General features: G+C 70.3%; 21 protein-coding genes. 12 read left to right on the top strand and 9 right to left on the bottom strand.

What is annotated here, in order from left to right:
- Window positions 1-251 precede the first annotated feature (251 nt).
- The 3 genes from EIZ62_RS01140 to EIZ62_RS01130 all read left to right on the top strand — a co-directional run bounded on the left by EIZ62_RS01140 (window position 252) and on the right by EIZ62_RS01130 (window position 3529).
- Window positions 252-1181 (top strand): carbohydrate ABC transporter permease, encoded by a 930-nt coding sequence (locus tag EIZ62_RS01140; RefSeq protein ID WP_156690837.1) that lies wholly within the window; start codon window positions 252-254, stop codon window positions 1179-1181.
- Window positions 1182-1184: 3 nt separating this feature from the next.
- Window positions 1185-2132 carry a carbohydrate ABC transporter permease gene (locus tag EIZ62_RS01135; protein WP_156690836.1) on the top strand — a complete coding sequence of 316 codons (948 nt, stop codon included), beginning with the start codon at window positions 1185-1187 and terminating at the stop codon, window positions 2130-2132.
- Between the two features lie 62 nt (window positions 2133-2194).
- Entirely contained in the window at window positions 2195-3529 is a 1335-nt protein-coding gene (locus EIZ62_RS01130) for an ABC transporter substrate-binding protein (protein ID WP_156690835.1), read from the top strand.
- 68 nt (window positions 3530-3597) lie between these two features.
- On the opposite strand, the gene EIZ62_RS01125 is transcribed toward EIZ62_RS01130, so the two are convergent.
- The 5 genes from EIZ62_RS01125 to EIZ62_RS01105 form a co-directional block, all read right to left on the bottom strand.
- Window positions 3598-3915 carry a putative quinol monooxygenase gene (locus EIZ62_RS01125; RefSeq protein ID WP_156690834.1) on the bottom strand — a complete coding sequence of 106 codons (318 nt, stop codon included), beginning with the start codon at window positions 3913-3915 and terminating at the stop codon, window positions 3598-3600.
- A gap of 217 nt (window positions 3916-4132) precedes the next feature.
- Window positions 4133-4942 (bottom strand): DeoR/GlpR family DNA-binding transcription regulator, encoded by an 810-nt coding sequence (locus tag EIZ62_RS01120; protein WP_156690833.1) that lies wholly within the window; start codon window positions 4940-4942, stop codon window positions 4133-4135.
- A gap of 207 nt (window positions 4943-5149) precedes the next feature.
- On the bottom strand, window positions 5150-6163 hold the full coding sequence (locus tag EIZ62_RS01115; RefSeq protein WP_156690832.1) for a metallophosphoesterase family protein: 1014 nt from the start codon (window positions 6161-6163) through the stop codon (window positions 5150-5152).
- A gap of 132 nt (window positions 6164-6295) precedes the next feature.
- Window positions 6296-7006 (bottom strand): peptidoglycan-binding domain-containing protein, encoded by a 711-nt coding sequence (locus EIZ62_RS01110; RefSeq protein ID WP_156690831.1) that lies wholly within the window; start codon window positions 7004-7006, stop codon window positions 6296-6298.
- 445 nt (window positions 7007-7451) lie between these two features.
- Complete coding sequence (locus tag EIZ62_RS01105; protein WP_244375343.1) at window positions 7452-8486, bottom strand: zinc-binding alcohol dehydrogenase family protein; 1035 nt, start codon at window positions 8484-8486, stop codon at window positions 7452-7454.
- 239 nt (window positions 8487-8725) lie between these two features.
- Here EIZ62_RS01105 and EIZ62_RS01100 point away from each other — a divergent pair, with 239 nt between their 5' ends.
- The gene (locus EIZ62_RS01100; protein ID WP_244375341.1) at window positions 8726-9091 is read left to right on the top strand and encodes a winged helix-turn-helix transcriptional regulator; all 366 of its coding nucleotides are present in this window, start codon (window positions 8726-8728) and stop codon (window positions 9089-9091) included.
- Between the two features lie 105 nt (window positions 9092-9196).
- Here EIZ62_RS01100 and EIZ62_RS01095 read toward each other — a convergent pair whose 3' ends face one another.
- The 4 genes from EIZ62_RS01095 to EIZ62_RS01080 form a co-directional block, all read right to left on the bottom strand.
- Window positions 9197-10237 carry an ABC transporter permease gene (locus EIZ62_RS01095; RefSeq protein WP_244375339.1) on the bottom strand — a complete coding sequence of 347 codons (1041 nt, stop codon included), beginning with the start codon at window positions 10235-10237 and terminating at the stop codon, window positions 9197-9199.
- On the bottom strand, window positions 10234-11832 hold the full coding sequence (locus EIZ62_RS01090; protein ID WP_156690829.1) for a sugar ABC transporter ATP-binding protein: 1599 nt from the start codon (window positions 11830-11832) through the stop codon (window positions 10234-10236). The genes EIZ62_RS01095 and EIZ62_RS01090 overlap by 4 nt, the downstream gene beginning before the upstream one ends.
- A 124-nt stretch (window positions 11833-11956) precedes the next feature.
- Window positions 11957-13009: a substrate-binding domain-containing protein gene (locus EIZ62_RS01085; RefSeq protein ID WP_156690828.1), complete on the bottom strand. Its 1053-nt coding sequence runs from the start codon at window positions 13007-13009 to the stop codon at window positions 11957-11959.
- A gap of 410 nt (window positions 13010-13419) precedes the next feature.
- Complete coding sequence (locus EIZ62_RS01080) at window positions 13420-15024, bottom strand: RICIN domain-containing protein (protein ID WP_156690827.1); 1605 nt, start codon at window positions 15022-15024, stop codon at window positions 13420-13422.
- Window positions 15025-15793: 769 nt separating this feature from the next.
- Between EIZ62_RS01080 and EIZ62_RS01075 the strand changes: the two genes are divergently transcribed.
- The 8 genes from EIZ62_RS01075 to EIZ62_RS01040 all read left to right on the top strand — a co-directional run bounded on the left by EIZ62_RS01075 (window position 15794) and on the right by EIZ62_RS01040 (window position 23899).
- Complete coding sequence (locus EIZ62_RS01075) at window positions 15794-16243, top strand: hypothetical protein (RefSeq protein WP_156690826.1); 450 nt, start codon at window positions 15794-15796, stop codon at window positions 16241-16243.
- A gap of 11 nt (window positions 16244-16254) precedes the next feature.
- Entirely contained in the window at window positions 16255-16935 is a 681-nt protein-coding gene (locus EIZ62_RS01070) for a response regulator transcription factor (protein WP_156690825.1), read from the top strand.
- 4 nt (window positions 16936-16939) lie between these two features.
- The gene (locus EIZ62_RS01065; protein WP_156690824.1) at window positions 16940-18202 is read left to right on the top strand and encodes a sensor histidine kinase; all 1263 of its coding nucleotides are present in this window, start codon (window positions 16940-16942) and stop codon (window positions 18200-18202) included.
- 308 nt (window positions 18203-18510) lie between these two features.
- Entirely contained in the window at window positions 18511-19659 is a 1149-nt protein-coding gene (locus tag EIZ62_RS01060) for a glycosyltransferase family 2 protein (RefSeq protein WP_167536310.1), read from the top strand.
- Window positions 19656-20891: an aminotransferase class III-fold pyridoxal phosphate-dependent enzyme gene (locus EIZ62_RS01055; RefSeq protein ID WP_156690822.1), complete on the top strand. Its 1236-nt coding sequence runs from the start codon at window positions 19656-19658 to the stop codon at window positions 20889-20891. The genes EIZ62_RS01060 and EIZ62_RS01055 overlap by 4 nt, the downstream gene beginning before the upstream one ends.
- Window positions 20892-20916: 25 nt before the next feature.
- A complete protein-coding gene (locus EIZ62_RS01050) occupies window positions 20917-21951 on the top strand; it encodes a zinc-dependent alcohol dehydrogenase (protein ID WP_244375337.1) in 1035 nt (344 codons plus the stop codon).
- Window positions 21948-23225, top strand: coding sequence for an MFS transporter (locus tag EIZ62_RS01045; protein ID WP_156690821.1), 1278 nt, complete (start codon window positions 21948-21950; stop codon window positions 23223-23225). Before EIZ62_RS01050 ends, EIZ62_RS01045 begins: the two co-directional genes overlap by 4 nt.
- Window positions 23222-23899: an HAD family hydrolase gene (locus EIZ62_RS01040; protein ID WP_156690820.1), complete on the top strand. Its 678-nt coding sequence runs from the start codon at window positions 23222-23224 to the stop codon at window positions 23897-23899. The genes EIZ62_RS01045 and EIZ62_RS01040 overlap by 4 nt, the downstream gene beginning before the upstream one ends.
- The last annotated feature ends 3 nt before the right edge of the window (window positions 23900-23902 follow it).

The raw sequence follows: 23902 nt of genomic DNA, 5'->3' as shown, positions 1-23902 counted from the left end.
CAGCCCACCGCGGCGGAGTCCGGCGGGCGCTTTCGCGTGCCCGGGACCACGCCACCCGCAGTCGCCAATCCAGGCGCGACGAGGGCGCTTTCCTCCTTGACGCACCCCACTCGCGATGTCACCATCTCGCTACCGATGATTACGTAAACATTGCGGCATCGGGCAGCCTCGGGCAGGCGGTGACGCGCCTGAGGGCTCGGGCTCTCCCTCGATTTCCAGACCTGTCGGTCACCGACACAAGGAACACCCCTATGACGCTCCTCCCGACGGCCGCGAAGACGGCACCCCCACCCCGTCCGCGAGCGAACGCCCGGTCCCGTATGAACACCCTCGTCGGGTGGGGGTTCGCCGGGCCGTTCGTCGCGGTGTTCGCGCTGGTCTTCCTGGCGCCGATCGGGTACTCCGTGTATCTCACCCTGTTCCGTGACCGGCTGGTGGGCGGCAGGTCGTTCGTCGGGCTCGACAACTACGTACAAGCCCTGACCGACCCCCGGTTCTGGGACGGGTTCTCCAACGTCGCGCTGTTCCTGGCCGTCCAGGTGCCCATCATGCTGGGCATCTCGCTGCTGGTCGCGCTGGCCATCGACAGCGGCCGCCTCTACGGCACGTCGTTCTTCCGGATCGCGATCTTCCTGCCCTACGCGGTACCCGCGGTCGTCGCCAGCCTCCTGTGGGGCTTCATGTACGGCACCCGGTTCGGCCTCGTCGGGAACATCAACGACGCCTTCGGCGTCTCCCTGCCCAACCCGCTCTCGCCGTCCCTGGTACTGGCCTCCATCGGCAACATCGTGACCTGGGAATTCGTCGGCTACAACATGCTCATCTTCTACGCGGCCCTGCGAGTCGTCCCGCGTTCGCTGTACGAAGCGGCGGCCATCGACGGCGCCGGCGAGTGGCGCATCGTGCTCTCCGTGAAGCTCCCCGCCATTCGCGGTGCACTGGTCATCGCCACGATCTTCTCCATCATCGGCAGTTTCCAACTGTTCAACGAGCCGAGCATCCTCCAGAAGCTCGCCCCCAACGCGATCACCAACGACTTCACCCCCAACCTGTACACCTACTCGCTGTCCTTCGCCGGACAGCAGCACAACTACGCCGCGACCGTGGCGATCGTGATGGGCGTCATCACCGCGATCATCGCCTACGCCGTCCAACTGCGCGGCATGCGGAAGAAGGGCTGACCGATGACCGCCACAGCCACCACCGATCACGTCAGGAGGGCGGCGGCGACCAGCCCCGCCGCCGCGCCTCCGCAGCGCACTTCGAGGCGCCGCCCCAGCACCCCGCTCAACCCCCGGCGCAGCGTCCCCCTGACCCTGGTCACCGGTCTCGTCCTGGTCTACACCCTGCTCCCGCTGGGCTGGCTGGTGATCAACTCCACCAAGAACCAACGGGACCTGGTCACGTCGTTCGGCCTCTGGTTCGGCGAGGACGTCAACTTCTGGGACAACGTGTCCCGCACGCTGACGTACGACGACGGTGTCTTCGTGCGCTGGCTGCTGAACACCCTCTTCTACGTGCTGGCCGGTGCCGGGGGAGCGACGGTGCTCGCGGTGCTCGGCGGCTACGCGCTGGCCAAGTACGACTTCCCGGGCCGCAAGGCCGTCTTCGCGGTGGTCATCGGAGCCGTGGCCATACCGGGGACCGCCCTGGCGGTACCCACCTTCCTCATGTTCAGCGGCATGGGACTGACCAACACCCCCTGGGCCGTGATCATCCCCTCACTCATCTCGCCCTTCGGCCTCTACCTGATGTGGGTCTTCGCCTCCGAGGCGGTGCCGGACGAACTCCTCGAGGCCGCCCGTATCGACGGCTCCGGCGAACTGCGCACCTTCTTCCGCATCGCCCTGCCCCTGCTCATGCCGGGCACGATCACCGTGCTGCTCTTCTCCATGGTCGCGACCTGGAACAACTACTTCCTCCCCCTGATCATGATCAAGGATCCGGACTGGTACCCGCTCACCCTCGGGCTCAACGCCTGGAACGCCCAGGCCCAGACGGCGGGCGGCGAGGCGGTCTTCGACCTCATCATCACCGGATCGCTGCTCACGATCGCGCCCATCGTCGTGATCTTCCTGCTGCTCCAGCGGTACTGGCAGTCCGGTCTGTCCGCCGGAAGCGTCAAGGAATGACCTGCCTCCCGCCCGCCTCCTTCCTCCTGTTGCCCTGACCGATCGACTTGGGAGCACCACCCATGAGAACGAAGAACACCCGCAGGTTCCTCGGCGCAGTCGCGACGGCCTGTGTGCTCGCCCTCGGCGCCAGTGCCTGCGGATCCTCCAGCGACGACGGCTCCGGCGCCGACAAGGAGGACATCGCGAACGCGCTGAAGCAGGGCGGGAAAGTGACGGTGTGGGCCTGGGAACCCACCCTGAAGAAGGTGGCGGCCGACTTCGAGAAGAAGTACCCCAAGGTCGACATCGAGCTGGTCAACGCCGGAACCAACGACAAGCAGTACACCGCGCTCCAGAACGCCCTGGCGGCCGGCTCCGGCGCCCCCGACGTCGCACAGGTCGAGTACTACGCGCTCGGGCAGTTCGTCTTCGGCAAGTCGGTCGTCGACCTCGCCCGCTACGGCGCCCGCGACCACGACCGCGCTTTCTCCGCCGGACCCTCCAGCGCCGTGCGGGCCGGCGGCTCGACCTGGGCCATGCCGATGGACTCGGGGCCGATGGCGCTGTTCTACAACCAGAAGCTCTTCGACAAGCACCACATCAAGGTGCCCACGACCTGGGACGAGTACGTGGAAGCCGCCCGCGCGCTGCGCAAGGCGGACCCCAAGGTGTACATCACCAACGACATGGGTGACGCGGGCGCCACGACGAGCCTCATATGGCAGGCGGGCGGCCGCCCGTACAAGGCGAGCGACACCAAGGTCTCGGTCGACTTCACGGACGCCGGCGTGAAGACGTACACCAACACGTGGCAGCGCCTGCTCGACGAGCGTCTCGTGGCGCCGGTCAGCTCCTGGAGCGACGAGTGGTACAAGGGACTCGCCGACGGCACCATCGCGACCCTGGCCATCGGGGCCTGGATGCCGGCGAACTTCTCGTCCGGCGTCGCCTCGGCCTCCGGTGACTGGAGGGTCGCGCCCCTGCCGCAGTGGGAGAAGGGCAAGACGATCAGCGCCGAGAACGGCGGCAGCTCGCTCGTCATGACGAAGGACGCGCAGAAGAAGGAACTCGCCTACGCGTTCATCGAGTACGCGACCACCGGGGAGGGCGCCACCTCGCGCGTCGCCCAGGGCGCCTTCCCGGCCACGGTCGCCGACCTGGAGTCCCCGGCCTTCCTGGAGCAGAAGTTCCCGTACTTCGGCGGTCAGCAGGCCAACAAGATCTTCGCCGCATCCGCCCGGAACGTCGCCTCCGGCTGGTCGTACCTGCCCTACCAGGTGTACGCCAACTCCATCTTCAACGACACGGCCGGCAAGTCGTACGTCTCCGGCCTGCCGCTGGAGAAGGGCCTGGCCGCCTGGCAGCAGGCCAGTGTGAAGTACGGCAAGGACCAGGGGTTCACCGTCAACGAGTGACGGCGGATGCGGGAACCCCGACCGGTGGCCTCGTCCGGCCAGGCGCGCCGCCTGGCCGGACGAAGCCGTCAGGCGAGAGGTACGGCCCGGAGCCGGGTCAGCCGGATCGGTTCGTCCAGCAGCTCGTCGAAGCGGGCCGCGAAGGCCCGGAAGTGGGGCGTCGCGCGGTGGAAGTCGAGTGCCGCCTGGTCGTCCCAGGTCTCGCGCACGTAGAAGGTGCCGGGCTCGTCGTGCAGCTCGAACAGCGTGTAGTCGGAGCAGCCCGGCTCGGCGCGGGACGGTTCGACCAGTGTCACCAGCGCGTCCCGCAGCGCCTCCCGCTGTGAGCGGCGCGCTTTCACACGCGCGAGGGCGACGATGGTTCGGTGAGGCTCGGAGCGGGTCACGGTGACTCTCCTTGTCGGTCATCCAAGGCCGGGCCGGGACGCCGGCACGGCACGACCGGTTCGTACGGCCGGTTCGGTGTGTCCGACCCTAGGGACCACCCCCTGGTTACCCGCAAGGAGACCTACTTTCCCTGCGGAAAGCGGGCGGCCGTGCGGGACCGGTGCGCGCCACCGTCGACACCGCGCCCCGGCGAGCCCGAGGCCGCGGGGTCGACCGTCAGGCCGCTTCCGTCTCTCCCAGGATCACCTGGCCCACGTGCTCCTCCAGTACCGAACGGGCCTCCGGTGCCAGGCCGTCGTCCGACACGAAGTAGTCGATCTCGGACAGTGCCGCGAAGCGGCTGAGACCCACGACGCCCCACTTGCTGTGATCGGCGACGACGGCCACCCGGCCGGCCGAGGAGATCAGCGCACGGTTGGTCTCCGCCTCCGCGAGGTTCGGTGTGGTCGCCCCCGCGCGTTCCGAGACGCCGTGGGCGCCGGCGATCAGGAGATCGACCTGCAGGGAACGGATCGCCTGGTCCGCCAGCGGCCCCACCAGGGAAGCCGACTTCGTCGGGGCACCGCCGGTCAGCAGGAGCGTCGGGGCGGAGTCGGCCTGCGCCCCGACGGACGGCCGGAGGAGTTCGGCCACCGGCAGGGAGTTCGTCACCACCGTGAGCCGGGGAATCTCGCGGAGCAAGTGCGCGACGGCGAAGACCGTCGTCCCTCCCGCGAGCGCGACGACACTGCCCGGCTGCACGAGTCCGGCCGCCGCACGGGCCACCGCGGCCTTGGCGGCCGACTCCAGGGCGGACTTCGTCTCGAACGCCGGCTCGTCCGCGGTGGTCGCGGAGGCCATGACCGCGCCCCCGTGCACCTTCTCCACCGAGCCGGTCCGTACCAGCACCTCCAGATCACGGCGGATCGTCATGTTGGAGACCCCGAGCCGCTCCACGAGCTCGGTCACCCGCACGGCCCCCTCACGGCGCACGATGTCGAGGATCAACGCCCTCCGCTGCGGTGCGAGTGGTGCTGCTCCGGTCACGATGCCATCCCCGATACTGTCGCGCACAGCCCGATTCGTCGGCCGAGTGTACACAGCACTCTTCACAAGCGGACAGGCGCCTCTCATCACGGGGTGGCCGGCGCTGACGGCCCCGCCGAGGGCAGTCGGTGGGAACCCGGCGAGCGCCGGCCGGCCGCGCCCGCACGGGTGTGCCGCCGCACTCGCGGGGCGCGACGGCCCTGCCCGTCAGGCCGTGGTGAAGAGGGGCACGGTGACCTGCTTCAGCCATCTGCGGGCCGCGAAGTCACGCGCCTTGACGACCACCCTGTCGCGGAACACGTCCACCTGGAGGCCCTGATTGAACCGGCCCGGGACGGTGGTCTCACCGCCGCGCCCGTCGTCCGCGAAACCCGTCTGTACGGCTCCGGTGTTGATGACCGGGAAGCCGTCGAGGTTCGCCGTGCCCGGGACCACCCGGCGCACGTACCAGTCGGAGAGGTTCAGGTCCCAGTGGGTGTGTCCGGTGAAGAGGAACACGTCGCGGTGGCGGCCGAGCACGCCCAGGAGCGCGTCCGCCTGGAGGTAGTCCGTGCGGTACAGCTTGTTCCGGGTCCCGGAGACCGTGTCGGGCAGCGGATGGTGGGCGATCACCATGACCGGCTTGCGGCGCCGCGCCCAGTACCGCAGCCGCTCTTCGAGCCATCGCAACTGCGCCCCACTCAGCCAGACCTCGTCCCACAGTTTGGGGTCGTGGTAGTGCATGTACCGCTCGGTCCCGATGGTGAGCACCGGGATGCCGCCGAAGGTCGTCTCGGCGTAGACGCTGGAACGCCCGGCGAACCGGAAGAAGCTGCGGAACAGCGAGTCCTCGGTGGTGCCGTTGGGCCAGGTCTCCAGGGCCAGGGCCTGCGGGTCGGCGTACTTGGGCACGTAGAACTCGTGGTTGCCGATGGCCCAGGCGACTTCGCGCGGGATCGGGCCGCGGTCGACGACCCGTCGTACGGCGGCGTACTCCGCGTCGTACCCGCGGGGCGTGATGTCACCGGCGACGGCAAGGCCCGTGCTGCCCGGGGCGGTCGCCCCGATGTCGGTGAGCGCGGCGGCCAGGTCGCCCAGGTCGCCCTGGATGTCGCTGATGACGTTGAAGGTGGACAGCGGCCGGGCCGCGTTCCCGCCCGGGCGCGCGACCGCGGGCACGGGCGCGGTGACGGCGAGCGCCATGGCGCCGGCCGACGAGCTGAGCAGCGTTCTGCGTTTCATGTTGCATCCTCGGTCTCTGGGGGACGGACACAACGATGTTTGCGTGAACACGCGGCGGGCGGGTGAACGCGGGGCGACGGAACGCCGACGGCCGGGCTTGAGGTTTCCCGGCCGTGGGCAAGCCCCGGGGAGTCAGGGAGTCATGGATTCCAGCACCCGCCGGGTGGCCGGACCGTATACGCCCGTCGGGTCCTCCTGGATACCGTGCGTCTCCTGGAACCGCGCGACCGTGTTCTGGAGGTGCTGGTTGTAGTGGTCCCGCACCGGATGGTGCCACAACCCGAGGTGGGTGAATCGCTGCTGGAGCTCGGTGACCTCGGGTCCCCGGTCGTGCCGGGACAGCGTGGGCCCGGCCGGAGCGGTCGAGGGGGCGGCCGATGCCGAAGGGGTGCCGGGGGAGGAGGTGGCGGTCGGTGTACCGGTGCCGGTGGCCGAGGGGGACGCGGAGGCAGCGCCCGACGAAGGGTGCGGCTGGCGGGCCAGGCCGCGCACGTGTGACGGGGAGCCCGGATCGGGCACGCCGGCGGGCGGGGCGCCGGCGTCACCGGCCGGTGTGGACGTCGCCGGACCATCGGGGTCCTCCACCAGCGCGGTGGACGGCCGCTCGTCCGCCGCCCGGGGGTCCGTGCCCTTCACCATCCAGAAGCCGCCCGCGAACGCGGCGGAACAGAGGAGGGCGGCCACGGCGGCGGTCAGCGGCAGACGGCCGGTCCGCTTGCGGCGCCGGCGCGCCCCCGAGCGCGCCCTCCCGCGCCCCGCCGTGCGGGACCGGGTTTCCCCGGACGAGTGCTGCGGGCCGTTGTTCCGCATCTCCTCCGCCGCAGTCCATGCCGCTGGGGACACCGGTATCCGTCCTGACGGAACATCACTCGTGGCGAGGTACGGTCTGATCCACTCCTGCTCGAACTCGACGGGCGCCGCGATGGTTCCCGTCCCCTCGCTACCGGCGTCCGGCCGGCATGCGCACTGGAAGCTGTCGCCGCAGCGAGGGCAAAGAACGGTGCTCACAGGACTCCTGTCGACGGGATCCGACGCGTCTTCCGGCCATCGGCGCGTGCCTCGCGGATCTCGCGGATTCACGGCGCCGGGGGACGCCGCCGGCGCTCCGGCTGTCGGAAACAGGTTGATGTCCTGGTCCAAGAGGCGTCACGGCACGGCAACGCCGGTGCCGGTCAAGACGTACCAGTGAAGGTACGTGGTGAAGGGTGTGTAGATCCAGCCAAGTTGGAGGGTCGGAGTGTAACGATCGGCTAAAGCGGCCCGGCCAGTCGTCTGACCGGGCGAGCGGTCAGAAACCCGTCATGGTGATCTTGCCGATCGCGCTCCCGGACTCCATGACCCTGTGCGCCTCGCGGAGGTGGGCGGCGTTGATGGTGCCGAGGTCCCTCGTCGCGGTGGTGGTGAGAACGCCCTCGTCCACGAGTTCGGCGACCCGGGTCAGGATGCGGTGCTGGGCCGCCCGGTCCGGGGTCCGGTACAGGGAGTGGGTGAACATCAGCTCCCAGTGGAAGGAGATGCTCTTTGACTTCAGCACACCGATGTCCACCGGGCCGAAGTCGTCGATGGCGACGATCCGGCCGAACGGCTTGAGCACATCGCCGTAGGCCGCGAGGTTCTGGTCCGTCCCGGCCGTGCTGAATACGTAATCGACTCCGCCCGGTGCCACTTCGGCCAGTTGTGGGGGCAGCGGCCGGTGGTGGTCGACGATGTGGGCGACGCCCATCCGGCGAGCGAACTCCTCGGTCTCCGGCCGTGAGGCGGTGCCCACCACCGTCAGGCCGGTCAGAGCGCGTGCCAGTTGTGCCACCATCGCCCCGACGCCGCCGGCCGCCGCGGTGACCAGCAGGGTGCCGGAGCTCTCCCGGTCGCCCTCCTGGAGGCCCAGGCGTTCGAAGAGGCCTTCCCACGCGGTGAGCGAGGTCAGCGGCAGCGCCGCCGCCTCGGTGAAGGACAGTGTGGCCGGCTTCCGGCCGACGAGGCTCTCGTCGACGGCGTGGAAGCGTGCGTTGGCTCCCGGCCGGTCGATGGCACCGGCGTAGAAGACCTCGTCGCCGACGGCGAACCGTTCGACCTCTTCACCCACGGCCACCACGGTGCCCGCGGCGTCCCACCCCAGCACCTTGGGCTCGCCGCCCGGGTCGCTGTTGCGGCGCACCTTGTAGTCCACGGGGTTGACCGCGATGGCCTCCACCCGGACAAGGAGGTCGCGCGGACCGGGCTCGGGCAGCGGGAGTTCGACGTCCACCAGGCTCTCGGGGTCCTCGACCGGCAGGCTCCTGCGGCAGGCGACCGCCGGCATGGTCTCGAAGGGGGCTTCTCGCATCGTTCTTTCCTCTCGTGTCTGTCGTCCGTGCGGCCGGGCGGTGCTCCTTCCCGTTGGGGTGTGCGGGGGGAGGGCCGCCGAGGGCCACTCTCCCCGCCGGGGTCCGTGAAGCGGTGGAGGCGAGCCGTGGCCACGCGTCGCAACGTATCTCCGGGGGAGTAGTAACCTGCAAGGGCAGGTACTTCCTGTCGGGAAGTATTGAGGTGGGACACAAGAGACGGGGGGTGCGGTCCATGGTCATGGGGTGCACGACGGAGCGGCACGATCACCACGACGTGTACGCGGCGCAATGTCCGTGCCGCGAGGTGCTGGATCTGCTCGCCAACAAGTGGTCCGCGCTGGCGATTGGCGCCATGGAGGCGGGCCCGCAGCGGTTCGGTGTCCTCCAGCGGCGTCTGGAGGGCATCAGTCCGAAGGTCCTCACCAGCACGCTCCGGCGCCTGGAGGACAAGGGTTTCGTCGACCGGACCGTCTACCCCGCCGTGCCGCTGCACGTCGAGTACGCGCTCACGGCGCTCGGCCGCAGTGTGGCGGAGCCGCTGGCGATGTTGCGCAACTGGGTCGAGGACCACCTCGACGAGATCAGGGACGCCGAACCGGCGTAGCGGCCGCCCGGAGGGGCCATGTGGGCCGCCGGCGGTACGCGGGCGAGGTCCGTCCCGCCGAGCGGGACGGACCTCGGGCCGCTGATCGCGTCGTACGACGCGGCGTCAGTGGGGCAGGCCCACCGCCCGCTCGCCACTGCGGCGCTGCTGGATGACGACCGCCGCGACGAGCAGGGCACCCTGGGCGACGTTCTGCCAGAAGGTGTTGATGCCCTCGACGGTCAGACCGTTCTCCAGCGCTCCGAGGAGCGCGACGGCGAGGAGGGTGCCGCCCACCCCGCCCTTGCCGCCCTTGAGCGCGCAGCCGCCGAGGGCCGCGGCGGTGATGGCCTTGAGCTCCAGGCCCTCGCTGCCCGAGACGGGCTGGCCGGAACCGGTGCGGGCGGTCAGCAGGATGCCCGCGATGGCCGCGACGACGCCGATGAGCGCGTAGACGGCGACCAGGTACTTGTTGATGTTGATGCCGGCCAGGCGGGCGGCGGTGTCGTTGCCGCCGATGGCATAGAGGTTGCGCCCGATGTCGGTGTACTTGAGCATCACGTGCACGGCGAGGGCGACCAGGGCGAGGAGCCAGATCATCACGGGGATTCCGGCGATCTTGCCACGGCCGAGGAAGACGAAGAAGGGATCGTTGAGGACGTAACCCTGTGCGCGGCCGTCGGAAACCAGCTGGGCCACGCCCTTGTAGGCGGCGAGACCGGCCAGTGTGGCGATGGTGGGGTTGACGCGTCCGTACACGATGACGATGCCGTTGACGATGCCGACGAGCACGCCGATGCCGACGGCCGCGGCGATGCCGAGGTAGGGATTGGCCCCGGTGCTGGTGAACGCCATGGCGCTGACCACGGAGGCCAGGCCGGCCTGGGAGCCGACGGAGATGTCGAGGCCGCCGCAGATGATGACGACGGTCTGGACGATGGCGAGCAGGCCGGTGATGGTCACGGCCTCGCCGATGACCTGGATGTTGGTCCAGCTCAGGTAGTTCTCGTTGAGCATGCCGAACAGCGCCAGTACCAGGACCAGCGCGCCGATCAGGCTGAGGTTCTGTCCGCCGAGCGAGGTGAGCCAGAACCGTCCGGGTTTTCCGGCCGGGGCTGGGGCCGGGGCCGTGTTGTCGGTCGGGGCAGGGGTCTGGATGGTGGTCATCGTGCGTCTCCAGCGGCGGAGTCGGTGCGGGATCTGTCGGTGCCGACGGGAGCCAGGTCGTCGGCCATGGCGAGGTTGAGGATCGCTTCCTCGGTGGCCTCGTTACGGGTGAGTTCGCCGGTGATGCGCCCGTTCTGCATCACGGCGATCCGGTCGGCGAGACCGAGTACCTCGGGCAGCTCGGAGGAGATCACCAGCAGGGCGACCCCGTCCCGGGCGAGGTCGGCGATGATGCGGTAGATCTCGGCCTTGGCACCGATGTCGATACCGCGGGTGGGCTCGTCGAGGATCAGGACCTTGGGTTTGCGCAGCAGCCAGCGGGCGAGGACGACCTTCTGCTGATTGCCCCCGGACAGCTTGCGCACCTCGTGCTCGATGTCGGGCGTGCGTACGCGCAGCCGGTCGGAGAAGTCCTGTGCCGCGGCCTTCTCCTCGCCGTTGCGGACGAAGCGCCAGCGGCGCAGCCGGTCCAGGCTGACGAGCGAGGTGTTGTCCCGGATGCTCCGGTGCAGGAAGAGCGCCTGGGCCTTGCGTTCCTCGGGAGCGAGGCCGATGCCGGCCCGGATCGCGTCCTTGGGGCTGCGCAGGCGCAGGGGCCGGCCGTTCAGGACGACGCGGCCGGACCGCACCGGCTGGTCGCCGGCGAGCGCGAGGGCCAGCTCGGAGCGTCCCGCCCCCATCAGCCCGGCCAGGGCCACGACCTCGCCGGCGCGGACCTCCAGGTCGATGTCGCGTACGTCGTCGGTGGTGACCTTCTCCAGGCGCAGGACGACCTCGTCGCCTGCGACGTCCTGCCGTACGAATAGGGACGACAGGTCACGCCCGACCATCATGCGGACCACCTCGCCCTCGTGCGTGCTGCCCGCGTCCAGGACGCCGGCGACGGTGCCGTCGCGCAGGACGGCGATCCGGTCGGCCAGGCGGAAGATCTCCTTCATCCGGTGCGAGACGTAGATGACGGCGATGCCCTGTGCCCGCAGGCGGTCGATGAGGGCGAAGAGGGCCTCGGCTTCGTTCTCGGCCAGCGACGAGGTGGGCTCGTCGAAGGCGATGACCTTCGCCTCACTGGTGAGGGCCCGCAGGATCTCCACCAACTGGCGCTGTGCGGCGTTGAGTTGTGATCCGAGCTGGTCGGGGTCGATGACCTTCTCGAAGCCCAGCCGGACCAGGTCGGCCGTGATGCGGCGGCGCAGCTCGGCCCCGTCGAGGCGGCGGCCGGGCTTCCGCGGGAGGGATCCGGCGTACACGTTCTCGGCGACCGAGACGTGCGGGATGATCTCGGGTTCCTGGGGGATGATGCGGATTCCGGCCCTGCGGGCCTCGTGCGGTGAGGAGAGCGTCAGCGGGCTGCCGTCGAGGACGACGTGTCCCTCGGTCGGCTGGTGGTCACCGGTGATGATCTTCAGCAGGGTCGACTTGCCCGCGCCGTTCTCGCCCATGAGAGCGGTCACCTGGCCGGGTGGGAAGGAGAGGGTCACCCCGCCGAGCGCCTGGACGGCGCCGAAGCGCTTGGTGACGCCCTCGACGGCGATGCCGGCGCCGGCGGTCTGGTCGGGTACGGCAGCGGCTGATGGTTCGGTGCCGGGTGCGGTCATGGAGGCCTCGCAGGCTGGGGAACGGTGTTGCCGGTTCGGCGGCGCTGCCGGTCGGCGGTGGTGAGGGCGGGTACGGCGGCCCGGGGGCGGCGCGCCGTACCCGCCCGGCTCGTGGGGCCGCGGGTCAGCCGCAGGTGAGTCCGGCGGCCTTCCAGTTGGAGGCGTCGACCATCTTGGTCGGGGCGAAGCCCTCCTTCGGGAATTCCTTGCCGTTCTTGAGCTTGTCGTACATGGTCTGCACCGCCAGCGCCCCGACGTCCCGGCCGTTGATGAACAGGGCCGCCTTCATGCCGGACGGCTTGGCCGAGCTCCAGTTCTTGCAGGCGAGGTAGGCGCCGAGACCGACTCCGATGACGTCGTTCGCCTTGAAGCCGGCGTTCTCCAGAGCGGTGACCCCGCCCTGCACGTTCTCGTCGTTGCAGCCCCACACCACCCAGTGCTTCACCTTCGGGTTGGCGGTGATCGTGGCCGCGATCTTGTCCTGGGCGCCGGTCGGGCTGTTGTCCGTCGGCACGTCGATGTTCTTCACCGCGGTGCCCGCGTTCGCCGCGAACGCCTTCTTCGACGCGTTGACGCGATCGGTGCAGACCGTGACGTCCTGCTTCCAGGCGGAGATACTGGCGGTCTCGGCGGCGTTCCAGCCCGACTTCTTGAACTCCTCCGCGGCGCGCTTGCCCACCTCGCTGCCCATCTGCTCACCACTGAAGCCGATGCGCGGCACCAGGGCCTCGGGGGGACACTCGGCCGGGTCCGGGCCCGTGCTGCATATCTGGTCGTCCGACGTCAGCAACGCCACCTTGGCGTCCTTGGCGATCTGCACCACCTGCGGGCCCACGGCCGGATCCGGTACGACGACGATCAGGCCGTTGCTCTTCTGCGAGATGGCCGCCTGGGCCTCGCTGACGGTCTTGTTCGCGTCATTGCCCAGGTTCACCACCTTCAGGTCGATACCCAGCTTCGCGGCCTGCGCCTTGGCGCCCGCGGCCTCACCGACGAAGTACTCCTGATCACCCTGCTTCTGCAGGTACGTGAGGGTGATCTTGCCGTCGACCTTTCCCACGTCCGTGCCCGTCGCCGACGAGGACTCCTGGCCGCTGGAGCAAGCGGTCAGGCCGAGAACCGTGGTCAGGCCCAGTGCCACGGCCGCCACCGGCCGGCGGTTTCGTTGAGAGAGCATGTCATTCCCTTTGCTTGGACGGGCCGCACAGGACCGACCGGTGAGGCACGCGTGAGGTGATGGGGGACTTGCGGTGGCCGCCGCCCTCCGGGGCCGTCTTGTGGAGAGCCTCGTGGGACGGCGGGTGGGGCGGGGTCTGAGCGCGCTCGCGACCTCAGAATCGAACGCATACGCACTTGATGCGACAAAGAAAATCGCCATTTCCGCCAAAAGTCAACAGGGTGACGAGCGGGTTTCGCTTCGATGCAACGCCGTTACCTTGGGCGGCTCTTGCGCTGATGAGAAGGGCCGACGGGCCTGCTCGGCGTCGCCGCGCGGCCGCCGGCCCTGCCGTACGCGGCCGAAGACCGATGTTCGGTTGTGTGAACCGGCCTTACGGGGCGAGCGGGTGCGGCACGCGGCCGGGGAGGCTAGCCGGCCGACTCGGTCCAGCGCTGGTCCGCGCTGCCGTCGGTGGGGAGCAGCTTCACGCCCGCGCCCGCTGCGCCTTCGGGGGTCACGGCGAGTCCGGGTGCGGTGCCCGGCTTGATGCGGCCGGTGGTGTCGAGGGAGAACTCCAGGTTCTCCCCGTGTTCGCCCTTGTGGGCGGAGCACGACCAGATCCCGACGCTCTGGCCGTTGTGGCCGCGTGAGTCCAGGCAGTAGTCGGACTGGGCGCCGTTGCGCAGGAGGCCGTCGTCGTCCAGGCGCCACTGTTGTGTGGTGGCTCCGTCGCGGCACTTGGTGGTGATCACGTCGACACCGTTGGCGAAGGTGCCGCCGCGTACGTCGAGGCACATCCCGGTGCCGGAATTGACGGCGGACACGAAGGACGAGGCCCGGAACGGCACGACCTCGGCCGGGGTGGTCCCCGGTGTCGGCTCCGCCGACGAGGACGGGGACGTGCCCGCCGTGGCGGAGGCGGAGGGGGAGCCGGTCGGCGAGGGCGGGCCGACGGGTGAGGCGGAGGTGTGCGCCGGAGGCGACGTCCCGGCGGGAGGCCCTTTCCGGCTGGGCGAGCCGACGGGGCCGGGGTGGGTTTCGGGTGCCGCCCTGACGCCGGCGGCCGGCGGATCTTCGGCGGACCAGGCCACGGCCATGAGCGCCGCGGCCGTGAGCAGGACGGTGAGGATCCCGACCGCGTACGCGGCCGCGGGCTGCCGCAGGGCGCTGTCGCGAGCCCGCACGGCCGGGCCCCGCGGCGACGACTGGACGATCCTCGGCAGAGTCAGGGTGTCGTCGTCCGGGTCGGGCACGGCGCCGGTGGTGTACGCCGCGCCCGGGGCGCCGCCGAGAACGGCTCCGGCCAGCACGGGGCGAGGCGCCTCCCGCAGGGCGACAAGACCCCGCAACACGGCCGCGCAGTCGGGGCATTCGCCAAGGTGTTGCGTCAGTTGTGGGTGCCTGCGCACGTCCTCGCGGGTGGTCGCGGCATCCAGCATGCGCCCGAACCCGGAGCACCCGGGTGTGGGCCGGCTCTCCAGGTGGAGGTGCAGGGTCGCGTCGTGGCACGACTCGAGTGCACGGGACACCAGACCCGCGACGGCTTCGGGCCGGTCGCCCGTGAGCGACGCGACAGAGTCGTCCGGCTCCCGTTCGACGACGGAGTGCCACAGCAGGGCCTGAGTGCGGGGAGGCAGGGCGGCGAACCCCCTGGCCAGCAACTGGTCGGAGACTGGACCACCCGTCGGCACCGGCTCCGCGGCCCGCGGTGGTCCCACCCGGGCGGCGCCCCGGCCGCGCACGCCGTGGTCGCGCGGCCCGTGGGGCAGGCGCGCGGCCGTCCGGGACACGGTCAGGAGAAGGAGCAGGCGAGGTGGGCGTACGGGGGAGACCGTCGAGGGCTGCCCGCGCACGAGTTGGTCGAAGGCGAGGTCGGTGAGGTACCGGGCGGCCGCCGGGTCATCCACGACCGTGTGGGCGAAGGCGTTCACGCGTGACCAGTGGCGTCGCCGCAAGGCGGCGGTGGCCGACGTTCCGGTCGGCTCTTCGGCGCCTACGAGGCCATACAACTGCTCGTCCGTCAAATGGTCCATGGACCGGTCATCCTGTGTCGGCACGTGAGAGGCATCCTGCGGTGGGGGTTGTCGGCGGATCGGCATTGTCCAGCGCTCCGCGGCCGCAACGGTAGTGTTTCTGGCGGTAAATCAGCTGATTTGTCCCCGACGGGTGCGCCGGCCGGACGCCGCTGAACACAGCGCTGGGGCAAGGGTGTTCCCCCGGGCGGTGATGAGTGACGACCGCACGAGCGGTGCGTGCGGATCGACAACGAGGCGTTCCCAGCGCATTCCGCGGCCTGGTCAGGTGCCGATGGGCTGGTCGGTGGCGAGAAACTAGCCCAGGGGAGGCGTGAAAGCAACCGATCCAACAATTGGGCACAGGCGGGGACAGGGGCACCAGATGTCACCGTTCCGTAAGACTTGCCGCACCCCGGGTCGCGGCACCGGGTCTCGCTGGAGGAAAATCGGCATGTATGTCGCGTTTGTGCGGGGTGGAATCTCGCCCGACCGTCCCAGGGAGATGGAGCACGGTAAATCTGACGTTTCGTCAATTCGTTCTCCTGCGGGTACGGTTCCGGCTCCATGCGGTGCCTCGTGACCTGCGTCAAGTGGAACGAGGGCTTCTGCTTGGCCAAAACCCGCCTGTCCGGGTAGGCGGGTGTTTCTTCCTGTTGCGTTTCGCACAACGAGCGCCAGGACAGTCGACAAGGAGATCAGTGCGTACATCCGTCCACCCGCGTCCGGGTGAGATCCCGCGGAGCGCCGGCCGTGGAGATGCGCGAGCCTCCGCAGCGGCGGGGCCGCCGTGAACAGGATCGCCGCCGCCGCCGTCCTGGCGGCCGTAACGGCGGCGCTCGTCACCGGCGTCGGCGCGTGCGGCCCGGGCGAGCAGCCACGGGTCACCGGCCCCGCCCCCGCCACCGCCCCGGAAGCCGGACCGGTCTACGTGTCCGACGCCCTGGGTCACCCCCTGACCCGTCCACGAGATTTCATGATCGACGAGTTCACCTCCCTGGAAGACCTGCGCTGGACGGGCTGGGGCTCCGAGAAGGCCATGGCGACCGGCGTCGTGCGCGGCACCTGGTGCGAGGAGGGCTGCGCACCGGACGGCCATCCGGCCACGGTGGAACTCGCGGGACTGGAAGCACGGGAAAACGTCTCCTACTACTCCCGCGCCAGGGTGCACTCCCCCCGCCTTCCTCCCGAACGGGCCGCGGAGCTGCGAAACCTGCGCCTCATCGTCCCCGAACCATAGGAACACCAGCCATGACCGAGGTGCTGCTCGTCGAGGACGACGCCCTGCTGCGCGAGTCCACACGACTGATGCTGGAACGATACGGATACCGGCTGCGGACCGCGGCCAGCGGGCCCGAGGGACTGGCGCACTTCCTCGAACGGGCACCGGACGTCGCCGTGCTGGACGTCATGCTGCCGGGCCTTGACGGTGTCTCCCTGGTGCGGCGCGTCCGCGAGGTGAGCGGTGTGCCCATCCTCCTGGTCTCGGCCCGTACCGACCCGGTGGACGTCGTGCTCGGGCTGGAGGCGGGTGCCGACGACTACCTCACCAAGCCGTACGACGTACCGGTCCTGGCCGCCCGCATACGTTCGGCGCTGCGCCGGGCCCGGAGCATGGTCCCGTCCCCGTCGGCCGCGGGCGGCGAGTCGCTGAAGCGGTTCGGCGACGTCACGGTGGACACGACCACCCTGGAGGTGCGCCGTGGGGATGACCTGGTGCGGCTGACGCCCACCGAGCGCAAGGTGATGCTGGCCTTCGCGTCCGAACCCGGCGTCCTGCTGTCCCGGACCACCCTCCTGGAGCGGGTGTGGGACTACGAGCACGGCGGCGACGGCCGCGTCGTGGATATCCACGTGCAGCGGCTCCGCCTCAAGATCGGCCGGGAACGGATCCGGACGGTCCGCGGCTTCGGCTACCGGCTCGTGCCCTGACCCCATGGGACTGCGCACCAGGATCGCCCTCGTCACCAGCACCACCGTCGTCGTGGCGGCGGCTCTGCTCGGCATGACCGTCCATGTCCGTACCGCCGACGACCAGGCACAACGAGCCGCCCAGGCCGCCGATACGGAGCTACTGCGCGCCCTCGACGACCACGCGGCCGGCGTGGAGACCGGACTGCTCGTGAACGCGCCCGAACTGCCCGGCCCGCTGCGCGAGGCCGTCGAGCGCGGGCACGTACGGGCGACGTACCTGCAACTGGACCCCGCGTCCGGGGCCCCTCACATGTGGGCCGCCACCCGGGTCGGTGGCGACGTGGTCGCCGTCCGGCAGTCCTACACCGCCCAACTGCGCACCTTGCGCAGCCTCGACCGAGTGCTGGTCGGGGCCGGGGCGCTCGTCGGGGCCCTCGGCTGCCTCGTCGGCATCGGTACCGCCGTCGCCATCGGCCGCCGCATCACCGACTCGACCCGCACTGCGCAACGGATCGCGGAGGGTGACCTCAGTGCCCGGATCACCCCGCGGGGCACGGACGAGATCGCGCGCCTCAGCCGGGCCGTCAACACGATGGCCGACGCCCTCGCCGAACGGCTGGAGTCCGAGCGGCGGGTCACGGCCGACATCGCGCACGAGTTGCGCACCCCGGTCGCCGGGCTCGTGGCCGCGGTGGACCTGCTCCCACCCGGCCGCCCGACCGAGCTGATCCAGCAGGGCGTCGGCCGGCTCCGGCGCACCGTCGAGGACGTCCTGGAGGTGGCCCGCCTCGATGTGCCCGGCCTGGAACAGGTCTTCTGCGAGGAGATGCCCCTCGGCGTCATCGCGCGGCGGGCCGCCACCCCCTGGCCGGACGTCGAGGTCCGGGTGGTGCGCGACGCCGTCGTGCGGACCGACCCCCGGCGCATCGAACGCATCGTGACGAACCTGATCACCAACGCCCACCGGCACGGCGCGCCGCCCGTGGTGCTCGACGTGGACGGTGCCCGGCTGCGCGTGCGGGATCACGGTCCCGGCTTTCCCGAACATGTCCTGGCTGACGGACCGGTGCGGTTCCGCTCGGGATCGGCCGACCGGGGCGGAGGCATGAGCAGGGGGACGGGTCTGGGCCTGACCATCGTGGCCGGGCAGGCGAAGGTGCTGGGCGCCCGGGTGCTGTACGAGAACGCGGACGGCGGCGGTGCGAGCGTCACGATCGACCTCGGAGCCGCGCACCGTACGCCGCACACCACGGACCGAGACCCTTTCCCGCCAAATCCGGCTTGATGAGAGCGGTCCGTCCACGCCGCGTACGCCCCGCGTGCATCCTCGTTCGCCCTGGTGGAAGCCCTGCGTGCGGGCCCGCGCACGGCCTTGGCGGCCAGGCTGCGACCGCTTGACAACACACCCTGCCCCCACGCAGTCTCTTGGTCATCGGGTGATCGATTTTGTGTGATCGCGTTCGGTCGTGGTCGCTTTCTCGGTGCCCTTCCCCGTCATGCCGCTGACGCCCTGACGGTAGACCGCATCACCCGCTCCGAGCCTCGCCCGGATCCGTGCCCGGAGCGGTTCCATACGCAACATGGGGGGTCCTCTTGCGTAGCAGCATCATCGTGCCCATCTACCAGTCACCCACGGTCCTCTCGCTCTTCCTCAGGTCGCTGAGATCGACCATCGAACCGGACGCGGAACTCATCCTGGTCAACGACGGCTCCGGTCCCGAAGCCGGGGAGATGATCGAGGAGTTCGCCCGCACGCTGAAGGCCGAGCGAGCCGACACCCTCACGGTGGGAACCGTCCACAACACCACACCCCGCGGGTGCGGACAGGCCCTCAACCAGGGGCTGCTCCAGGCCCGGGGCGACCATGTGTTCTTCGTCGACTCCGACCTGGTCCTGTCGCCCGGCTGGCAGTCCGGAATGCTGCGCACGCTGCACGACCACCCGCGGGCCGGGATGACCGCCGGCGTCCTGCTGTACCCCCAGACCGGGGGAGTGCAGCACTGCGGCATCTCGTTCAGCGAGACGTCGGGCCGGCACCTGTACCTCAACGCCCGCCCCGCCGACCTGCCCGGCGCGCCGTACCGCGTCCAACTGGCCGCCTTCGCGCTCTTCGCCATGACCCGCCGCGTACGGGACGACGTCGGGCTGCTCGACGAGCGGTACTTCAACGGGTACGAGGACTTCGACTACCAGATGCGGGCCAGGTCCCTCGGACACCACACCGTGATCGACCCGAGGGTCACCTCGTACCACTGGGAACAGCGCAACGGCGTGCACCGGGCGAGCAACCGCAAGAGCAACCTCGCGCGGTTCTGGAAGACATGGGGCGGGCACCTGGAGAACGACGTCGTCCCCCGCATCGTCGACACCCTGACCGGCGAGGCCGGCCTCGACCGCTACGTACCGGTGGACCTCGCCGAGACCCGAACGGACGCCACCGACGTCTGGAAAGCCCTCTCCGACGCCTCGTTACTCGACCGGCACGATGTGCTCGACCACTCCACCAAGGTGGGCGGTGAGGGACCCATCCTGCTCGCCCAAGTGCTGCCCGACGCGCTCCTCACCGAAGCGCGGCCCCTGCTCCTCCTCGTCGAGAACTTCGTCCGCCTGCTGGACAACCGGATGTGGCTCACCGAGCGCCTCCGGGTCCGCACGGACGACATCGTCATCGACCTGCACGGCAACAGGACGGGCCTCGCGGACCTCCATGCCGGCTGCTGGCCGGGGGTCAAGGTCCGATGACGAGCGAACGAGCGGACACCACCGGCCGGACGCCCAGCCTCACGTGGTTCGACCGGACCCGCGCCGTGATCCCGGCCGGTTGCAGCACCCTCGCCAAGACACCCCACCGGCTGCTGCCGGGGCGGGGCGCGATCGTGGCCGTACGCGCCAAGGACGCCGGGTTCACCGACCTCGACGGACGGACCTGGCTGGACTGCGAGATGGCCATGGGCACCGCGACCTGGGGCCACGCCCGGCCCGAGGTCGCGGAGGCGGTGGGCGCGGTGCTGGAGAGGGGCACCGCGTTCTCCGTCGCCGACCCCCTCGAAGGGGAACTGGCCGACCGTCTCCTGGCCCGGTTCGGCGTGTACCAGGCGGTGAAGTTCGCCAAGAGCGGCGCCGACGTGGTGAGCGGTGCCGTGCGGATCGCCCGCGCCGCCACCGGCCGCGACCTCGTGGTGGCCACCGAATACCACGGGTGGCACGACTGGGCCGCACCGTCGTACTACTCCGCAGGCCCCGCCGCGCTCGGCGTCCCCCAGGCCGTGGCGGAGCTGACCCTGACCATCCCGCCCGACGACCCCGGGCGCCTCGTCGCACTGCTGCGCGAGCACCCCGGGAACATCGCGGCGGTCGTGCTCTGCCCCAACCGCTGGACGTCCGGCCACCTCCGCGCCGTCCTGGACGAGGCGCGCACCGCCGGCACGGTCGTGATCTTCGACGAGGTCACCTCCGGCATCCGCATGGGCCGACGCGCCACCTGCGGCGAACTCGGCATCTGGCCGGACCTGCTGTGCGTCTCCAAGGGCATGGCGAACGGACTCCCGCTCGCGGCCCTCCTGGGGGACCGCCGGCTGGTGATGCGGGCCGGGGACGTCCGCATGAGCAACGCGCACTCCAGCGAGTCCCTGGCCCTCGCCGCCGCCCTGGCCTGCGAGGACCTGATGGACGCGGCTCCCGTCTGGCCGTCGTGGCGCGCACGCACCACCGCCATGATGGACACCCTGCGCGCCCGGGTCTCCGCACTCGGGCTGCACGACCGCATCGAGGTGCGGGGCGACCACTCCAGCTTCTCCCTCGGGACGGCCGGAGCCGGCGACTTCTGGACGGACCCGTTCCGTGCGCACCTGCTCAGCGTGCTCGCCGACCGGCGGATCTTCACCAAGGGCTACTTCGTCTTCTCCGACCGGCACACCCCCGCGCAGCTCGACGAGGTCGAGCGCGCCATCGACGCCGCCCTGACCAGCTACTGAAACCCAACTGAACGGAGGACGGGAGATGCGAGCTCTCGTGTACGCGGGACCGGGCCGGATGGAACTCACCGACGTCGAGGAGCCCGCCCTGCGCAGGCCCGACGACGTGAAGGTCCGGATCGCCATGACCGGCATCTGCGGCACCGACCACAAGATCCTCGCCGGCAAGCTGGACGTGGCGGGGAAGGGCACCGTGCTCGGCCACGAGGGCGTCGGCACCGTGGTGGAGACCGGTGACGCCGTGACCCGCGTCAAGCCCGGCGACCGCGTCGTCATCAACCCCACTCAATCCTGCGGCACCTGCCGCAACTGCCGTCTCGGCGCCTACTGCTACTGCCTCCACTTCGACGACCACCAGGTCGGGTTCACCCTCGCGGGCACCTTCGCCGAGTACTACGTCGGCACCGCCCAGTACCTCTACCCGATCCCCGACGGGATGAGCTGGCAGGTCGCCAGCCTCATCGAGCCGCTGGGCTGCTCACTCAACAGCGTCCTGAAGTCCGGCCTCCAGCCCCACGAGACCGTCCTCGTCATCGGCTCCGGTGCCATCGGCCTGCTGTGCCAGAGCATCGCCCGGCGACTGGGCCGGCTCACCGTGGCCACGGAACCCAACGCCTTCCGCCGCGCGTTCGCCGCCGGCATCGCCCACCACGCTCTGCACCCCGACGAGCTGACACCGGAGACGATCGCGCGGCTCACCGACGGCAAGGGGTTCGACGTGGTCATCGACGCGGTCGGCAACCAGCTCACGACAGCGATGGACGCGGTCGCCAAGGGCGGCCGGGTGGTGCCGATGGGCTACGACGACACCTACCGGGCCGAGATCGCCCCCACCAGGCTCATCGACGCCGGGCTGAGCATCGTCGCGGCCGTCCCGCTGCACGACGCCATCGGCCCGGCCCTCGACTTCTCGGCCCGGCTGCCCGAACTCGCACGGATGGTCACCACGGAGGTCGACATGGCGGACTTCCGTGACGCCTTCGAATCCACCATGGGCATCGACCCGCGCACCGGAAGGAAGGTGGAGATCACATCGGTCAAGGCGGTGATCCGCTCATGAGACGGCGCCGCGGCTTCGTGGCGCACCTGCACCGCAACGCCCGGTACTGCATCTACACGGAACCGTTCTGGGCGGTATTCGGCACCGCCGCCCTGTACTACGCGACCCTGTACATGGAGAGCGCCGGCCTCGGCACGGTGGCCATCGGAGTGATCCTCTCCGCCAACCTCTACGCCGCGTTCCTCTTCCAGCTCGTGGCCGGTGCCGTCACCGACAGGATGGGCAGGCGCCGGGCCACGTTCTGGTTCGACGTGACGTCCTGGGTCATCCCGATGTTCGTGTGGGCCTTCAGCGACAACTTCGGGCTCTTCCTCCTCGGGTACCTGCTCAACGCCTCATCCAAGATCGTCAACGTGTCGTTCTGGCTGCTGGCGACGGAGGACAGCCCGGAGGAACACCGCCCCCGCATCTTCGGCGCCATCAAAGTCGTGATCATGTTCGCCGGGCTCCTCGTCCCCGTCGTCGGGCTCTGCATGGACGCGTACGGCACCGTGCCGACCCTGCGCGTCCTGTTCTTCGTCGGCGGGCTCGCCATGCTGCTGCACAACTGGCTGCGCCACCGGTACACGGTCGAAACACGTGCGGGCGCCGACGCCATGGAGCGGCACGCGCGCACACCCCTGCTGCGCAGCGTGACCGACAGCGGCAGACTCCTGTGGGCGGCCGGACGGCACGCCGCGCTGCGGCGCCTGGTCCTGATGTACACGCTCAGCTTCGTCGCCTTCCAGCTCAACGTGTTCCTGGCCGTGTACCTCACGCGGCACCTGGACTACGGCGCCCTGGTGGTGGGCGGCGTCCCCGCCGTCGGCGCCGTCACCGCGCTGCTGTCGTACGCGATCGTCATGCCCAGGGCGTCGGGCCGTGTACGGGCGGAGACGATGGCGCGGTGGTCACTCGTCGCCAGTTGCGCGGGGTGGCTCCTGTTCCTCGCCCTGGGCCCGGGCAACCTCCCCCTGCTGTTCCTGTGCACGGTGCTCACCTCGGGGGGCCCGTTCCTGGTCGAGTCCTACCGTGACGCGATCGTGGTGGGCTGCGTGCACACGTCGGAGCGGGCCATGTTCTTCGCCGCCGTACAGACCTTCACCGCCGTGGTGTCCATTCCGACCGGCTACCTTTCCGCGGTGCTCTTCGACACCAGGCCGCTGCTGCTGTTCGCGGCGATCGCCGCGCTCTACGGTGTGGCCGCGCTGTGCACCTTCGGCAGGACCGACTTCCGGTCCGGCGTGCGGCTCATCCCCCGCAACGGCGAGCCGGGCGCGGTGACGGTCTCATGAGCCGGCCGAGCCGGGCCCTCGTGCTCGACTTCGACGGACTCGTCGCTGACACCGAGGTGTTGTGGCTGGCCGTACTGCGGGAGCTCTACCGTTCGTTGTCCCAGGAACTGCCGCACGACCGGTACGTCGCCTCCATCGGCGGTACGCTCGACGACTTCGACCCGTTCGAGGACCTGGCCGCCCGGTGCCGTACCGCCGGCGCGGCCGAGCTGGAGGAACGCGCGGAAAGCATGTTCCGGACGTACATGGCGTACGAGGCGCCGCTGCCGGGCGTCCGGCGGCTGGTGGCGCAGGCGGAGAAGCGCGGCCTGCCCCTCGGCATCGCGTCCAGTTCCCGTTCCACCTCCGTACGGCCCCACCTCGAAGCGTTTGGCTTGCTCGGCTCCTTCCCGGTGGTCGTCACCGCGGACGACGTACCCCGGGTGAAACCCGCACCGGACCTCTACCTCCTGGCCGCCCGCCGACTGGGCGTCGACCCGGCGGGCATCGTGGCCTTCGAGGACTCGAACCGGGGGGTACGCGCGGCGAAGGCGGCCGGCGCCTTGTGCGTGGCCGTGCCGCACGTCCTGTCACGGTCGCACGACTTCAGCGCCGCCGATCTGCGGCTCGCGTCCCTGACGCTGTGCGACCTGGACGACGTGCTGTCGCTCGGGGCGGCCGGAAAGGCGGGGTGATGA

Origin of the sequence: Streptomyces ficellus (assembly GCF_009739905.1) — a bacterium.
Lineage (GTDB): Bacteria > Actinomycetota > Actinomycetes > Streptomycetales > Streptomycetaceae > Streptomyces > Streptomyces ficellus_A.
The sequence above is the reverse complement of the archived record's forward strand: the minus strand, read 5'-3'. Positions and strand labels throughout refer to the sequence as shown.

Bases quoted from the DNA above. Each gene is read 5' to 3' on its own strand.
- EIZ62_RS01140 (WP_156690837.1), top strand. From the start codon at position 252: ATGACGCTCCTCCCGACGGCCGCGAAGACGGCACCCCCACCCCGTCCG.
- EIZ62_RS01135 (WP_156690836.1), top strand. From the start codon at position 1,185: ATGACCGCCACAGCCACCACCGATCACGTCAGGAGGGCGGCGGCGACC.
- EIZ62_RS01130 (WP_156690835.1), top strand. From the start codon at position 2,195: ATGAGAACGAAGAACACCCGCAGGTTCCTCGGCGCAGTCGCGACGGCC.
- EIZ62_RS01115 (WP_156690832.1), bottom strand. From the start codon at position 6,163: ATGAAACGCAGAACGCTGCTCAGCTCGTCGGCCGGCGCCATGGCGCTC.
- EIZ62_RS01105 (WP_244375343.1), bottom strand. From the start codon at position 8,486: ATGCGAGAAGCCCCCTTCGAGACCATGCCGGCGGTCGCCTGCCGCAGG.
- EIZ62_RS01100 (WP_244375341.1), top strand. From the start codon at position 8,726: ATGGGGTGCACGACGGAGCGGCACGATCACCACGACGTGTACGCGGCG.
- EIZ62_RS01095 (WP_244375339.1), bottom strand. From the start codon at position 10,237: ATGACCACCATCCAGACCCCTGCCCCGACCGACAACACGGCCCCGGCC.
- EIZ62_RS01090 (WP_156690829.1), bottom strand. From the start codon at position 11,832: ATGACCGCACCCGGCACCGAACCATCAGCCGCTGCCGTACCCGACCAG.
- EIZ62_RS01085 (WP_156690828.1), bottom strand. From the start codon at position 13,009: ATGCTCTCTCAACGAAACCGCCGGCCGGTGGCGGCCGTGGCACTGGGC.
- EIZ62_RS01080 (WP_156690827.1), bottom strand. From the start codon at position 15,024: ATGGACCATTTGACGGACGAGCAGTTGTATGGCCTCGTAGGCGCCGAA.
- EIZ62_RS01070 (WP_156690825.1), top strand. From the start codon at position 16,255: ATGACCGAGGTGCTGCTCGTCGAGGACGACGCCCTGCTGCGCGAGTCC.
- EIZ62_RS01065 (WP_156690824.1), top strand. From the start codon at position 16,940: ATGGGACTGCGCACCAGGATCGCCCTCGTCACCAGCACCACCGTCGTC.
- EIZ62_RS01055 (WP_156690822.1), top strand. From the start codon at position 19,656: ATGACGAGCGAACGAGCGGACACCACCGGCCGGACGCCCAGCCTCACG.
- EIZ62_RS01050 (WP_244375337.1), top strand. From the start codon at position 20,917: ATGCGAGCTCTCGTGTACGCGGGACCGGGCCGGATGGAACTCACCGAC.
- EIZ62_RS01045 (WP_156690821.1), top strand. From the start codon at position 21,948: ATGAGACGGCGCCGCGGCTTCGTGGCGCACCTGCACCGCAACGCCCGG.
- EIZ62_RS01040 (WP_156690820.1), top strand. From the start codon at position 23,222: ATGAGCCGGCCGAGCCGGGCCCTCGTGCTCGACTTCGACGGACTCGTC.